The sequence below is a fragment of the Bradyrhizobium nivariense genome (assembly GCF_029846695.2).
Taxonomy (GTDB): Bacteria; Pseudomonadota; Alphaproteobacteria; order Rhizobiales; family Xanthobacteraceae; genus Bradyrhizobium.
Window position 1 is genome coordinate 92,751 of record NZ_JARWCR020000016.1, and the last position, 13,813, is coordinate 106,563.

Genomic DNA, 13,813 nt, shown 5'->3' on the forward strand with positions numbered 1-13,813 from the left:
CTCCATCGCGAGCCCTACGGCTCCGCCAGTACACGATAGTTGCCGACGACGATAGCATCATTGAAGACCGGCGGCTCGGCGCAGCGGTCGCGTATACCGCTCTGAAACGCCTGAAAGGCCGCAAGCTTCGTGATCGGTGACGAATCGTTCTCGGCGGTTGCTTCGACAATGTGGATGAAGCTGTTGTCCTCGAGCCGCAGCGTCAAGTAACGCACATTATCTGGTTGCGCCGCCTTCAACTCGGCAAACACCGCCGCGACCAGCTCGGCATTCCTGTCGGCCATTTCGGGTCTGGTCTTGTAGCGGATCACTGTTCTTTTCATGGTTGCCTCCTCGCCTCGGCCGCAGCACCAACTGCGACTTCTCAACTCCATAGGACGTTTGCCTGGGCCCAAAGGATGCGGCCCGCATAACTTATTTTGAGGCCGCATCCTTGGGCCCTTTTGCTTCGTCCTCCGTGCGACGGCGCCGTTCTGGCGCCAGGATGGAGACTGCCAGATGCAAGACGCTCCCAACCCCGCGGAGAAGACCTGGGTCCTCGCTCTGACCTCACTCGCCTCGTTCATGATGGCATTGGATGCCATGGTGCTGACGACGGCGTTCGCGGATATCCGCACCGAGTTCTCATGCTCGGTCGAGACGCTGCAATGGACTGTCAATGCCTATAATCTCGCATTCGCCGTGCTGCTGCTGTCCGGGGCTGCGCTCGGCGACCGGTTCGGCCGGCGCAGGATGTTCGCCGGCGGCATCATGCTGTTTACCCTCGCTTCCGCCGCTTGCGCGCTGGCACCGACGGTCGATTGGCTGATCGGGGCGCGCGCCATGCAGGGCGCTGGAGCGGCCCTGGTGATGCCGCTTGCGATGACCATCCTGAGCGGTACGTTCGGGCGCGAGCAGCGCGCAAAAGCGCTCGGCATCTTTTCCGGGATTACCGGCTTTGCATTGATCATCGGGCCTGCGGTGGGGGGCCTGTTCACCGAGCAACTGGGCTGGCGCTCCATCTTTTGGATCAACCTGCCGATTGGCGCAATCGCAGCCACGCTGGTACGGGCGCGTTTGCGCGAAAGCTTTGGTCCGGCGGCAACACTTGACATCGTCGGGCTGACGCTGGTCGCCATTGCCTCACTGGCCTGGGTCTGGAGCCTCATGCGCGGCAACATCGTCGGCTGGACCAGCGCGGAAGTCGTGGGTGCGATCATCGCTGGTCTCGCCTTCGCGACCGCGTTCCTGATCTGGGAGTCGCGCGCCGCCGCGCCGATGGTGCCGTTACGGCTGTTCGCGTCAAGGCCGTTCTCCGCGGCGCTCTCGCTGAGCTTCCTGTTTTATGCCGCGATGTATGGGGTGCTATTCCTGCTGCCGCAGTTCCTGCAAGTGACCCTGCATTTCGACGCCTTCGGCGGCGGGCTGCGTCTGTTGCCGTGGACCGCGACCTTGTTTGTGACCGCCCCGATTGCAGGCGCCCTAGTCGGCAAATTCGGCGAGCGGCCATTGGTGGTGACGGGACTCATCATGCAGGCGATCGGGCTCGGTTGGATCGCCTTGATCGCTTCGCCCGATGCCGGCTATGGCGCGCTGGTCGTTCCGCTGGTGGTTGCTGGCGTTGGCGTATCCATGGCGATGCCGGCAGCGCAAAGCGCCATCCTGAGCTCGGTCTCGTTGCCTGAAATGGCAAAGGCCTCCGGCATCTTCAATATGGGCCGGTTTCTCGGCGGCATGTTCGGGATTGCCGCGCTGGTTGCCACGTTCGCGGCGAATGGTGCAATGGATAGCCCGGCGCATTTCGCCGATGGCTTTGAGGCAGCAATGACGTTGGCGGCGCTGCTGTCGCTGGCCGGCGCGTGGGTCGGCCTTTTGCTGCCCGCTCGGGAATTGGTGTCCACCGCATCGGCGCCGCAAAGAATTGGGTGAAACGAGCGTGAACCAAACGAGATGGCGCCCTCGACGTCGAGCATTTTCAATGACTGAGAAGGTGGACACCTCGTTCGGGACGCAGGTGACGGCCGCTTCGGACGGCCACGATCAGCGAACGTCGGTATTGGCGGTTGCAGGTCCCCGATTTGAAGTGCGTCAGGAGAAGCTCATGATGCCTAGCGGATTAAAGTCCTGCCGAGGTGGGGTCTTAGCCACGGCTTCAAGGTTTTCAGCTGGTTAGAGGCGTCGTGGGCGCGATGCGTGCACCGGGAGATCAAGAGAAATCCATTGAGAGCAAGTGTGGGTGGTCGTCGTTTGGAGGTGATGTAGCGCCACAGCACTGTGGACGGCCCGGTGAAGTTGGATGACCAACAGAGCTCTGTGTTCGGCTGATCCGAGGAGCGCGGATTGCATTGTGGACAAAAAACGGCGTCGGGGAGGCGAGTCGCTCCCCCGCTACGCCCCGCCACACTTTCGCTCCCTTGGAGAATCTCGTCCAGCAGCGAGGCCTGACGGTCTCGGGGTCTCTGAATTAGGTAGTTACTTTCCTGCGCCTGTCGTCAGCCCGCTGACAATATAGCGCTCGAGGAAGATGCCGACCAGGACGAGCGGGGCGATTGCCGCCGTCGACAGCGCTGCCATCGACCACCAGTTGATGCCTTGCGAGCCGGTCTGGCTCGCCACCATCACCGGCAGCGTCTTCGCATCCGTGCTGGTGAGGAGGGCCGCGAAGAAATACTCATTCCAGCACAGCACCAGCGACAGGATGAAAGCGGCCACCATCCCGGGCACTGCAAGCGGCAGTATGATGCGCAGGAACGCGCCCCAGGTCGACAGCCCATCGACGAAGGCGGCTTCATCGAGCTCGATCGGGATCGCGTTGAACTGGTCGCGCATGATCCAGATGACGATGGGCAGAACCGAGAGCGTATAGAGCAGGATCAGGCCGAGGCGGGTGTCGAGCAGCGCGAGCGCCTTGTAGAGCACGAGGAAGGGCAGTGCGAGCACGACCGGCGGCAAGATCAGTTGCGACATGAAGAAGAACAGGATGTCGTCGTTGCGCATCCAGGCGAATTTGTAGCGGAAGCGGCTGAGGCCATAGGCGGCAAGCGAACCTAGGATCAACGCGAGCAGGGACGCGCCGACCGAGGTGATAATGCTGTTGACGAACCGGTTCGTGAACTCCGCGCGGGCGGTCGAGATGCCGAACAGCGTGTCTGGCGACAGCCCGAGCGAGCGCCATCCCTTCCAGTCCGGCTGAAAATCGACCCATGGGATCAGGTGGGCCTGCGTGACGTCGACTGCCGATTTGAACGACGTTGTCACCGTCCAGTAAATCGGGAACAGGCAAATGAACGTCCAGAACAGGAGCGCGGCATAGATCAGCACGCGGCCAAGCAGCCGCTTGGCGCGCGGGGCCGCGGGATGCCGCCGGACGGGCTTCAATGCCGATGTCGATATCGACACGCGCGTGAACTCCTTGGTTCTAGACGACTCTCTGCGTCCAACGCTTCGACAGGCGCAGGAGCAGCGTCAGAAGGAGGATGATCAGCACCAGATAGACCATGGCGAGTGCCGTGCCGTATCCGACATTGGAGCGGTCGCGGTACACGCGATAGATGAAGCTCGACACGGTGTCGGTGGCGCCCCCGGGGCCGCCGGCCGTCACGTTGATTACGATGTCTGCAAGCTTCAGCTTGAAGATGATGCGGATGATGAGGACGGTGATGCTGACCGGCAGCATGATCGGAAAGGTGACGTGCCAGAACGACTGCCAGCCGTTGGCGCCATCGACCTTGGCGGCCTCCTGTACTTCCCGCGGCATGGCCTGGAGGCCGGCGAGCAGGATGATCATGATGAAGGGGATCGACACCCAGGCGTCCATCGCCTGGATGCTCAAGCGCGCCATCCAAGGCGAAGCGAAGAACGCCGGGTTCTCCCATCCAAGATAGCGTGCCAGCGTCGCAGCGGGTCCGAAGCGATATTCGAGTAGCGACTTGCCGATCATCCAGCTCACCGCGACAGGGCTCAGCATTATCGGCAGCAGGAACACCACACGGAAGAACTTGCGCGCGCGGATCTCGGCGCTGAGCAGCAGCGCAAGGCCGAACGCGATCGCGTACTCGCCGAGGACTGCGACCGCGTAGAAGATCATGTTGCCCAGCGCGTTCCAGTAATAGGTGTCGTTGAGCATCCCGACGAGATTGCCGAAGCCGCTGAAGCGCGGGCCTTCGACCGAGCTGAGATTCCAGTCGAGCGAGGCGATATAGATCCCGAAGATGGTCGGGAAGATCACCACCGCAATGGTGAAGAACACCGCCGGCAGCAGGAATAGCGCGCGCTGGCCGCGTTCGCCGCGGATCAGCACTTGGGCGATGGCGAAGGCGACAGCCCAGATGAGATAGGCGACGAGGATCGGTCGCCAATCGGAGAACCCGGCCGCGGTCGTATCGGTCGTGTGCAGGATCTGGACGAGGAGCACGAGCAGGAAGCCGAGCGACGCCACCGCGACAATCGCGCGGCCGGCGGCCTTCCGCGTCGCCGGCGCGCGCTTTACTGCGGGCTGGTGGTGCAGGTCGTCGGTCACGGGAGCGGAATTCTGCATGGCAATCGAACTCGGCCGATCCTGAATGCCCGGCCGGCCGCCGGGTAAGTTTTCGGCTGGCACCGCGAGAGCGTCGCCAGCCGAGGATCTTCGCGATGCTCGTGCGGCTACACGCCGAGCGAGGCCTTGTAGAGTCCGATCTGCCGCTCGCGGCCGATCTGGTCGGTCAGCTTCTCCCAGGCGGCGGCGATGTTGTTCGCGCCGGTCTGCGCGTCGACCTTGCCGGCAAAAATCTTCGTCAGCTCATCCTCCGCGATGCTGTAGTACTGGAAGATGCCGGGGATGCGCGGTTCGACCGCGCGGTTCGGATGATTGTAGGAGCCAAGCTGCGAGTTGAGGTAGGAGGTGATGTATTTGCGGTCATAGCCCGCGGCCACCCATTCGTCGAACTGGAAGTGGCTGGCGCGGTGGGCCTGGAAGCCCGATGGATACATCACCATCCACAGCGACAGATCCTTGCCGCCGAGATGCGCAGCCGCGCTCCAGGCGGCCTTGTGCTTCTTCTCGTCGCTATTGACCCTGGCCATCACATAGACGCCCCAGCCGAGATAGGCGCAGTTCGGCGCGTGGTTCGGACCGCTCGCGAGCTTGTCCCACTGTCCGGTCTTGGAATTATAGACATCGTCCGATCCCGGCAGGATGTCGAAGCCGACGATATCGCCGATGACCGAGGTGTCGCTCGCCTTGGCGACCTGGCCGATGTCGCCCCACCAGGGAATCATCGAGCCGATGCCGGCGAGAAATTGCTGGAAGCCGGTGGTGTTCGGATCGGCGTTGAGCTGGTCGGCCGGCTCGAACGGCAGCGCGTCAATGACGTCCTGGATAGCGCGCACCCAGGCCGGATTATTGATGCGCGGCTTCATCGTATCGATGTCGAACAGCCAAGCCTTGTCCTCGGGATGTTTGGCGTAGGCAGAGGCGCGGCTGCCGAGGAAATAGAAGCCGAAGCCGCCCCAGGGCTTTGGCGCATCGAGATAGCCGAATGCATTCTGGTTCTTGATCTTCTTGCCTTTGAGGAATTTCGTCACCGCCTGGACCTGCTGCCAGGTTTTCGGCACGCCCCATTCGCCCGTGTTGCCGGCGTCCTTCCAGGCCTTGGCGAGGGCTGCGTCGGAGAAGACGTCCGTGCGGTAGTTGAAGTTGTGGCAGTCGCCGTCGATGGTGACGCGATAGGTCTTGCCGTTCCAGGTTCCGACCGGCGGCTTCAGATAGTCGACATAGTCATCGATATCGATCTGCTTTTTGACCCAGTCCGGCATCTCCGATGCCAGGCCCTTGCCACAGACATCGCCCTCGAACGGCGCGCCCATCTCGAGGATGTCGAAATCGACCGTACTCGTCGCGATCGCCTGCTGGAGCCTTGGGTTGTAGTCGGCCTGGGCGAGATCGATCCAGGAGATTTTCGCGCCCGTATAAGCTTCCCACGGCTTGAGGAAACCGCGGAACAGGAGATTGTGCAGGTTCTGATTGTTGAGTCCCATGAACGAGAGCTCGACGCCCTTGAATTCGCCTTCCTTGACGCTCGCCTTGGTCGGGCCGAGGCAGAGCTCGCCGACCTTCTGCCAGTCGGCGTCCGTCGGTGCGCCCTTGCCGACACCCGGAATTTGTGTGATCTGCGCGCGCAGGTTGGCTTGCGCCAATGCGAGCTCCGAGAACGTGCCGAGTGCGCCGCTGGTGCCGAGTGCTGCGGCGCTCGCCGCGCCTCTCAGGATTGTTCGCCGGTTCGGCTGGAATGCGGAATGCTGACCGTGCTGTTTCACCGCGATACCCTCCCGTTTTTGACCTTCTTGGCGTGACCCTCTTTTGTGAAGCCCACTTCGCCCGAGCACCTCGATAACGCGACGCTCGGCGGACTTCCGCGTCGTGGCGACGGCGGCAGAGGCCGCTTCGAGTATGCAGCGGCGCATATCAAAGTCAACGAATGCGCGTGAATTCGAGGCCGCGCGTGCCGTCGATGCGTGAACGATGCGCGGAGTCTTCGCAAATGCCGCGCTGCAAGATGATCGAGGCTGCGCAGCGCCGATCATCGTCGCGGTGACCGTGAATGAGCAGGTTCCGCGAGCGCGACATCACCTCGACATCGTTTTTATGTCAGACGCTTCGTGCAGCCGTACCGCCGTCCAGACGGTTTGAGCTGTTTACCTCAAGCCACATCAGGCGGGATGACGCCCTTCTTGAAGGCGAAGCAACCATAGAAGCGCCGCTCTCCGGTCTGGATCACGCAATAGGATCTCTTCGCAAGCTCGTAGAATGCAAAGCGCTCGACTGAGGCCATCGGAAAAGATCGGCCTTGCGCCGCATCGAGTTCGGCCTGGACCTCGCTCTGCACAGCCGGAATTTCGTTGGGCTGGCCGACGATCTCCATGCGAGATGCCGGCTTGTCCACGAAGCTGTCGAGCGGCAGCACCGAAAGGATCGCGCGCGCGGCGCGGCTTGCGGTGACGTTGTCGATGCGCAACAGCCGCCCCAGCACAGTCTGGCGCGCGACCGCGTCGGCCGGAAAGTTCGTGTCGCAGAGCACGAGATCGTCGCCATGCCCCATGGACCGCAGCGCATAGAGAACATCCGCATTCAAGAGCGGATCGATCGATTTCAGCATGCGGCGTCTCCCTTGGCGAGATCAGGCTTCATGGATTGATTGACTATCCGACGTTGCGGTGCCGTCGTCCATATCGACGTCCACGATTTGCAAGGATCGTGTTTCTCGGCATCGATCTCCGCACCCCGGCGGTCAAAACCGTCCTCTTCGATCGCGCTCAACGCGCGATCGCGAGCGCAAGTCAGCCGTTGAGGACGGCCTCGCCGCGTCCCGGTCTTGCTGTATGTCGCGATGAGCCCTTAGCCCGTATTCTTGACCGCCTCAGCCAGCATGGCGTAAAGCTGGCGCTTGCTGAGTTCATTCGGCTGCTGCCTCTCCAGCGGTTTCGATACCTTCTTTTCCACCGGGCTGGCACAGGCGGCGGACAACGCCGGCCTTCGCTTCGGGACTGGCCTTATTCTGGGCTTTGCTGCTGGCGGCCGGTGACCACGCTTCAGGCGCAATCGAGTCAGCCTCCCGCAAACTGCGTTACGGCTACATCCGAGTGCGCGCGCGATCTGTGCGGCGCTGTGTCCCAATGCCCAGAGTTCTTTGAGCAGCGTTATGTCTCTCTCATCCCATCTCATGGGAGATACTATAACGCCAGCTGCCAACGACCGGCTAGTCTAGTCTTCGTCTGGCTCGCGCACGACCGGCGGTTCGTCGGCGAGGTCCTCTTCTTCTTCCTCATCGTCATCTTCGTCTTCATCAGGATCGCGGGGCGGCATCGCGTTGCCGATCACCACGAGCGGACTCCAGTCAATCAACCCAGGAGTAAAGAGCTCGAGGATGTGCTGCTTCATGTTGTTCCTCCTCAAAAAATGCCAATGACCGGATGCGAAAACCTGACCACGGATTGAGATGGTACCCGATTTGAACTCTTACTACCGCTCCGGCGTTCAAACCTTCGGAATGAGCATCATTGGAGGCGGAGGGAGCTCAAGAGGAACCTGAGCCCAGAAGGAGTGGCTTCATGGCCCGTATTCAAACAGGTAGTCAGATAGTCACGCAGATTACTATCGTCGAAGCCGAACCGGCCAAGCAGAAGGAGGCGCTCTCGCTGATGGCCGATCGAGCCCGATTCATGGCGCGCCAGCCGGGCTTTGTGTCGATCAGCTTGCATCGAAGCCTCGACGGTCGGCGCATCGTCAACTACATCCAATGGCAAAATCGCGAACAGCTCCATTCTGCCCACCAATCGCCGGGCTTTCGTAAGGAGTGGGGTAAGTTTGATAACTTGACCGATCAAATCGATCCCCATCTCTATGAAGTTGTCGAGGTTCTGGACGCCGAGTAAGCGTTTTTTCACACTTGCATCGAGATCCTGCACAAAAGCCGGAGTCGTAGATCAGCGTTGTTTGACCCACAATCGGCGCTCACGACTGACCTCATCCCGCGTAAGCGCGGGAGCTCAATCCTCTGACGGCGTAAGGGACAATGTTCGAAGCCGATACGCTCGCATGAGCGTAGCCCCACCTTTGGGGGCTTGTGGGGGGCTTGGGGGGCGGAGCCACGCAGGCCACGCATTTGAGCGCGGACCTGTGGAGTCAACCCGGGTCGACTGGACTCGTTCCTCCTGGCACGCGGGCGGGAGCACAAAAGCTATAAAAGCTAAAGACTCTTGGTTCGGAAAGTATCATGCTGCATTCCTCCAGGAGTTCCATGGATGACTGCCTCGACCAACGAGCGCCCGATGTGTCCGGTATGCAAGCACCGGATGGGGTTGGCTCGCATTTCTCCCGGCCAAAGAGGAATCGAAGAGCGCACTTTCGAATGTTCGACCTGCGAGCGCACTGAAACTGTCTCTTTTGTCGTGGATCCAATGAACACGGATGCGGTCGGCTGGCTCGCCGGCGAACTGAAGCCGCCGCAATGATGCTCGGTGGGAGCTTGCGTGAGTACGGGGTGGCGACCTCGATCGAGGCTTGTTATCCTCCAGCCGTTCGTCGCGTCGCCGCAGGCCTCCATCGTGGCGAGCAGGACTACTGAAACCGTCGTCAGGATCACTGCCGCCGCCGTGATGGTCGGGCTGATATTCTCGCGGATGCCGCTGAACGTCTCGCGGGGCAGGATGCGCTGCTCCAGACCGGCCATGAACAGCACGATCGCCACCTGAGAGAACGGTCGTTCTTGATGTGCCTGACCGCATTCCGTCCTTGGCGCGTGATCAATGCTCCAACAACCGATCCCCTTGTCGCGATGTCATCCAAGCCCGCACTCCATCTCGTGGAGATAGTAGCCCAGCACCAAGGGGCCGCCGCGGTGCCTGTTGCGGCGGGCGGCCTTATAGGCGCACACCGGTTGTAGCGAACGCCTGGGCGACGGGCTCCTGCACCTGATCCAAGAGCGCCATTGCTGCAATTGCGATCACAACGGCTGCAGCGCAACCGAGCAGAAAAGCCTTCATGCGCAGCCTCCATCACTTACAAGCCGTACTCATCTAACAATGCCGCTTCCTGTGAGCAACTGTGACGAACGATCGCAAGTTCGCCCGCCGTTGCTGTCGACTTTAAGGGCTCTTGAAAACAGGGTCGATTGAAAATGCATCGCCCATTAACCCCAGCGATTGAAGGTCAGCGCTATGCAAATCCATCTCCAATATGGCGAGGAGCAGCATGAGCACGACGACCGTGAGGATGAGGAGGGGCGAAGCTTCTCGGGCGGCTGGATCCGGAGCGATCAAGAGCACGCGCACGGCGCGAAGCCATGAGATCATCCGCAGCCATGGTCTCGATTGCCCTTGCATGCCGTCTTCCTTGACATGACGAGCAAAGACGTAACGCACCAAAGTTAGGACCCGCGCGGCCGCCATTCAAGTGAAGAATGCGCACGATGGGCGAACTAACCAAGTGCGCGTCGAGGAACCGATCTCGATCCTTCCTCGTTGAAGTCTGGGCTCCAAGGGAGGATCACGCCGTGAAGGCACTGACATCCATCCTGTGCCTGGCAGCGGTCGCGGCCTCCGATAGTGCGCTCGCCAAGTCTGGAAAGACAGGGTCGCCTGCAGCACAGACCCGTTCCGAAGAGAAGGGCCAACCGCAGCCACAGGGCTGGACGGGCCCGATCACTACGGGTTCGGGCGGCGCGCCCGCCGAAAGTCCGCAAGGCCAGAGTCCGCCCGGGATGCAGGCGGCGCCCGAGGGCTCGTCCAAGAAGGTGGTGGCGCCGGAGAAGTAGAGGTGGTGCCGCGGACATCTATTTCGGGCATCATTGAAGGCACGGACATAAGCATGGTCGGCAGAGATTGATGGGATGGGCTTCGTGCGTCCGGGTCGCCGCAACCCTCCTGGAGCTAGTTGCTGCGTCGGCGGCGCCCGCGCAGCTTGCGGGTCACGGCGGCCCCGTCCGCGCGCTCGCCGTTTCGGCTGACGGCGACAGCCTGTTGTCAGGTAGCTTCGACACGTCCGGCATTCGCTGGTCGCTGAAGACCGACACGGCGGCGGAGGTGCTGCGGTATCATGCGGATGCCGTTAACGCCGTTGCTTTGCTGCAGGACGGCCGCATGATCACCGCCGGGGCCGATGCCCGGCTTGCGGTATGGACGGCCGGCCGGCAACAGCCTGATCAAGTCCTGGAGGGGCATACCGGTCCGATCGTGGCACTCGCCGTGGCACCGGACGGATCGAACCTCGCCTCGGCCTCTTGGGACCATACCGTGCGCCTTTGGTCCTTGGCTGATGGCGCCTCCCGGGTGTTCGAAGGTCACGCGCAGAATGTGAATGGTGTCGCCTTCGCTCCGGACGGCCTGTCGCTCGTGAGCGTCGGCTATGATCGTGCGTTGTGCATCTGGCGCTTGCCGGAAGGCCGACCTGAAATGGTGGAACTGCCGGCGCCATTGAATGCCGTCGCCATCGCTCCCGGTGGCGAGATCGTCGCGGCAGGGGCTGACGGCAAGCTGCGCATGCTGACGGCGGACGGAGAGCCGGCGGGCGAGGTGGCCGCAGGCTCGGCACCGATCGTCGCTTTGGCGCTTTCCGATGATGGGATGCTGATCGCCGCTGCAGGCGTCGACGGCACGGTTGCCATTGTGGACCGTAAGTCGCGGAGTGCGTTGCGGACACTCGTGGGACCCGGTTTCCCGGTCTGGTCCGTCGTGTTCCTGCATGATGCAGCAACGCTCGTGACCGGAGGTGCGGACGGAAAGATCCGGCGCTGGAATGTGCATAGCGGTGAGCCGGTCGGTTCGAACCTGTTCGGCACATCAGCGGATCCGCTGGCCGCCTATGCGGGCGATCATGGCGCCGATGTCTTTCGCGCCTGCGTTGCCTGTCACACACTGTCGGACAAGGAGCTGCAACGCGCAGGGCCAACGCTTGCCGGATTGTTCGGGCGGAAAATCGCCTCGATCCCCGGCTATCGTTTTTCCGAGGCGCTCAAGACGATGGATATCGTCTGGACCCCCGAGACCGTCGCTAAGCTGTTTGAAGTCGGGCCCAATGTCTACACGCCGGGAACGAAGATGCCGGAGCAGCGCATCGGATCGGGCGAAGACCGCCGCGCACTGACCGACTTCCTGGCCCGGGCGACCTCGCAATAGGCGAGGGCCCTAATCTGGACGAGGGACGTCGCGCCTACGTCTTGCTGTCCGGCCGGCGCAAATAATCCTCGGTGGTTCGGGGCGGCGCGCGTTCTGGCACGCCCTCAAACGGATCGAATCGCTGTTCGCTCATCACGATCACGCGGCAATCCGCGCACATCCTGATGGCGTCGAGGCGCTTGTCGCCCGCCGGATACATCCAATGCCTGCCCTCGAGCTTGACCGCGATGCGATCAATCGTGCTCTTCACGCCGAATGCCGTGCCGCAGCGGATGCAAAGGGCAGGCTCTTCCTCTTTGATCACAATCGCGGGCGCGCGGCCTGCGCGGAAATCGATCTGGGGCTTCAGCGTGATGACCTTCTCGGGACAGGTGCTCTGGCAGAGACCGCATTGCACGCAGGCATCTTCGACGAATTTGAGCACTGGGCGGTCAGGATCGTCGCGGAGTGCGCCCGTCGGGCAGACGGAAACGCAGGACAGGCACAGCGTGCATCCATCGGTATCAACGCTCACTGCGCCAATCGGAGCGCCCTGAGGCAAGGCAATGACGTCGACCGGCTTCGGCGCGAGGCGATGCAGTTCGCTCAACGCGAAGCGAAGCAGGTCGCGCCGCTTGCCGACCGTCTTGAACGTCGCAGGCGTCTTCACCGCAGCAAGTCGCTTGATGCCCCACAGTTGCTCCCGCATTGAATCCGGATCGTCAGTTTCGATCGCAGTGACCCGGCGCCCTTCAAATCCGAGGCCCGCAAGGATGGTCTCTGCCATGTTGATCGTTTGGGTCAGTCCAGTCACGTCATGCCGCGGCTTGCCGCGGAGCAAAAACCGGAACGCGGTCGCTCCGTAGGCAAATGCGCCGATGACAGCCTCAAGCCCGATCTGCGTCACCTCGTTGACGACCAGAGGGATGACGTGGGCAGGCAGGCCATCCCCCTGCCGCGCCAGCGCGTCGATCAACGGCGTGCCGTGTTGGCGGTCGTGTAGCAACAGGACGGGGTTCGATCCGCCCGCCTGATGATAGGCGAGCAGCATGGCGCGGATGGTCTGAAGCTGGGTGTCCGCGGGCGGCAACGCGTAGGATGCGGCGCCCGTCGGACAGGCGGCGGCACATTGGCCGCAGCCGGCGCAAATCTCGGCATCGATGGCAACATGATTGCCGGCTGGCGTGATCGCATTCGTGGGGCATAGATCAAGACAGCGATGGCAGCCGGTCAGATTCGAGCGCGAATGGGCGCAGAGATCGGGCGTGAACTCGACATATTTAGGCTTATCGAAACGCCCGACAAGTTCACGCGCGCTTAGGACGGCGCGGAGCATGGCGCCCGGATCCTTGGGATCGGCCCGCAGGTAACCGTCGCGCAGATCATGCGCCTGAAACAGCGGTCTCTCTCCCGATAGGTCAAGGACGATGTCGCAACGCGAGGTGGCGCCGTTGCGTGGAGTTTCAAAGACGTAGCGATCGCGCGAGGAGGGGCGCGGGCGAGCGTAGTCGTCGATAGTGAGCTCGAAAGCGCCAAAATGTCCTCTGGCATTACGGATCGTTCCCTTAACAACCGGGAAGGGCGCTGCCACAGGCGAGACGATCTCGCCCGGCTCCCTCAGCATCACCGTCACATCGAGGTGATCCGCAAGCAGCCCCCCGGCTTCGATCGCCGCCTCGTCCCTGCCATAGATCAGGATGACCCCGTCGCTCGCAAGCGTGACCAGCGGATAATCGGGCGCCTGCACGGCGCTGGCTGCGAGCAGCGCTGCCATTTTGGGGCCCGCCTGCGCGCCTTCGGTCGACCAGCCTGCCGTCTCGCGAATGTTCGCGAAAGCGATCGGCGCGGAACGATCGCCGGCTTCCTCCGCAAACAAGGATTGCTGATACGTACAGGCAACGGTCAGAGGGCCTTCTGCCTTCGCGCATGCGCGAAAGTGGTCGAGCTCGGCGCCGCACAGGTGACGAAAACTCCGGATGTCACCATTGCCGCATCCGCGCTTGATCGCGGCCACGTCAAGCCGCATCGTGTCTTCACACGAGCAAATCAGGATGGTCTTCGCTGGCTGCTCCAGGTTCATCCCTCCGAGAAGGCGACGAATGACGGACTCGCAGCGATCCTTCGCCTCGTATAGATATTGTCAATCGGGAAAAAGGAGAAAGTGGAGGAAGGCCTGCGGTCGATCCCAACCAGCCACGCTTCC

Annotated in this window: 16 protein-coding genes and 1 pseudogene; 5 read left to right on the forward strand and 12 right to left on the reverse strand. The window is 62.1% G+C overall.

What is annotated here, in order from left to right:
- Positions 1-14: 14 nt before the first annotated feature.
- A complete protein-coding gene (locus QCM77_RS15655) occupies positions 15-323 on the reverse strand; it encodes a hypothetical protein (protein WP_279659673.1) in 309 nt (102 codons plus the stop codon).
- Between the two features lie 175 nt (positions 324-498).
- Between QCM77_RS15655 and QCM77_RS15660 the strand changes: the two genes are divergently transcribed.
- The gene (locus QCM77_RS15660; RefSeq protein WP_279684165.1) at positions 499-1,908 is read left to right on the forward strand and encodes a DHA2 family efflux MFS transporter permease subunit; all 1,410 of its coding nucleotides are present in this window, start codon (positions 499-501) and stop codon (positions 1,906-1,908) included.
- A 543-nt stretch (positions 1,909-2,451) separates the two neighbouring features.
- Here QCM77_RS15660 and QCM77_RS15665 read toward each other — a convergent pair.
- The 7 genes from QCM77_RS15665 to QCM77_RS15695 all read right to left on the reverse strand — a co-directional run bounded on the left by QCM77_RS15665 (position 2,452) and on the right by QCM77_RS15695 (position 7,897).
- On the reverse strand, positions 2,452-3,312 hold the full coding sequence (locus QCM77_RS15665; RefSeq protein WP_279660002.1) for a carbohydrate ABC transporter permease: 861 nt from the start codon (positions 3,310-3,312) through the stop codon (positions 2,452-2,454).
- 85 nt (positions 3,313-3,397) lie between these two features.
- Positions 3,398-4,516 (reverse strand): carbohydrate ABC transporter permease, encoded by a 1,119-nt coding sequence (locus tag QCM77_RS15670; RefSeq protein WP_279659671.1) that lies wholly within the window; start codon positions 4,514-4,516, stop codon positions 3,398-3,400.
- Positions 4,517-4,623: 107 nt separating this feature from the next.
- Positions 4,624-6,276: a type 2 periplasmic-binding domain-containing protein gene (locus QCM77_RS15675; RefSeq protein WP_462676042.1), complete on the reverse strand. Its 1,653-nt coding sequence runs from the start codon at positions 6,274-6,276 to the stop codon at positions 4,624-4,626.
- Positions 6,277-6,430: 154 nt separating this feature from the next.
- Complete coding sequence (locus QCM77_RS15680) at positions 6,431-6,589, reverse strand: hypothetical protein (RefSeq protein WP_279684166.1); 159 nt, start codon at positions 6,587-6,589, stop codon at positions 6,431-6,433.
- A 70-nt stretch (positions 6,590-6,659) separates the two neighbouring features.
- Entirely contained in the window at positions 6,660-7,115 is a 456-nt protein-coding gene (locus QCM77_RS15685; protein ID WP_279684167.1) for an RbsD/FucU family protein, read from the reverse strand.
- A 239-nt stretch (positions 7,116-7,354) separates the two neighbouring features.
- Positions 7,355-7,681 (reverse strand): GcrA family cell cycle regulator, encoded by a 327-nt coding sequence (locus QCM77_RS15690; RefSeq protein ID WP_279684168.1) that lies wholly within the window; start codon positions 7,679-7,681, stop codon positions 7,355-7,357.
- Positions 7,682-7,720: 39 nt separating this feature from the next.
- On the reverse strand, positions 7,721-7,897 hold the full coding sequence (locus QCM77_RS15695) for a hypothetical protein (RefSeq protein ID WP_279659667.1): 177 nt from the start codon (positions 7,895-7,897) through the stop codon (positions 7,721-7,723).
- A 170-nt stretch (positions 7,898-8,067) separates the two neighbouring features.
- Between QCM77_RS15695 and QCM77_RS15700 the strand changes: the two genes are divergently transcribed.
- Positions 8,068-8,391 (forward strand): antibiotic biosynthesis monooxygenase family protein, encoded by a 324-nt coding sequence (locus QCM77_RS15700; RefSeq protein WP_279659666.1) that lies wholly within the window; start codon positions 8,068-8,070, stop codon positions 8,389-8,391.
- 369 nt (positions 8,392-8,760) lie between these two features.
- Positions 8,761-8,970, forward strand: a complete 210-nt coding sequence (locus QCM77_RS15705) for a response regulator (RefSeq protein ID WP_247389927.1) — start codon at positions 8,761-8,763, stop codon at positions 8,968-8,970.
- A 57-nt stretch (positions 8,971-9,027) separates the two neighbouring features.
- Here QCM77_RS15705 and QCM77_RS15710 read toward each other — a convergent pair.
- The 3 genes and pseudogenes from QCM77_RS15710 to QCM77_RS15720 form a co-directional block, all read right to left on the reverse strand.
- Positions 9,028-9,215: pseudogene (locus QCM77_RS15710) on the reverse strand (ABC transporter permease); the annotation flags it as partial.
- 163 nt (positions 9,216-9,378) lie between these two features.
- Positions 9,379-9,501, reverse strand: a complete 123-nt coding sequence (locus QCM77_RS15715; RefSeq protein ID WP_279659665.1) for a hypothetical protein — start codon at positions 9,499-9,501, stop codon at positions 9,379-9,381.
- 102 nt (positions 9,502-9,603) lie between these two features.
- Positions 9,604-9,879, reverse strand: a complete 276-nt coding sequence (locus tag QCM77_RS15720) for a hypothetical protein (protein ID WP_279660000.1) — start codon at positions 9,877-9,879, stop codon at positions 9,604-9,606.
- 131 nt (positions 9,880-10,010) lie between these two features.
- Between QCM77_RS15720 and QCM77_RS15725 the strand changes: the two genes are divergently transcribed.
- Both QCM77_RS15725 and QCM77_RS15730 read left to right on the forward strand, forming a co-directional pair.
- Positions 10,011-10,271 (forward strand): hypothetical protein, encoded by a 261-nt coding sequence (locus QCM77_RS15725; RefSeq protein ID WP_279659664.1) that lies wholly within the window; start codon positions 10,011-10,013, stop codon positions 10,269-10,271.
- A gap of 70 nt (positions 10,272-10,341) precedes the next feature.
- Positions 10,342-11,631 (forward strand): c-type cytochrome, encoded by a 1,290-nt coding sequence (locus QCM77_RS15730; RefSeq protein ID WP_279684169.1) that lies wholly within the window; start codon positions 10,342-10,344, stop codon positions 11,629-11,631.
- Between the two features lie 34 nt (positions 11,632-11,665).
- Here QCM77_RS15730 and QCM77_RS15735 read toward each other — a convergent pair whose 3' ends face one another.
- The gene (locus QCM77_RS15735; protein WP_279684170.1) at positions 11,666-13,636 is read right to left on the reverse strand and encodes a 4Fe-4S binding protein; all 1,971 of its coding nucleotides are present in this window, start codon (positions 13,634-13,636) and stop codon (positions 11,666-11,668) included.
- Positions 13,637-13,813 lie beyond the last annotated feature (177 nt).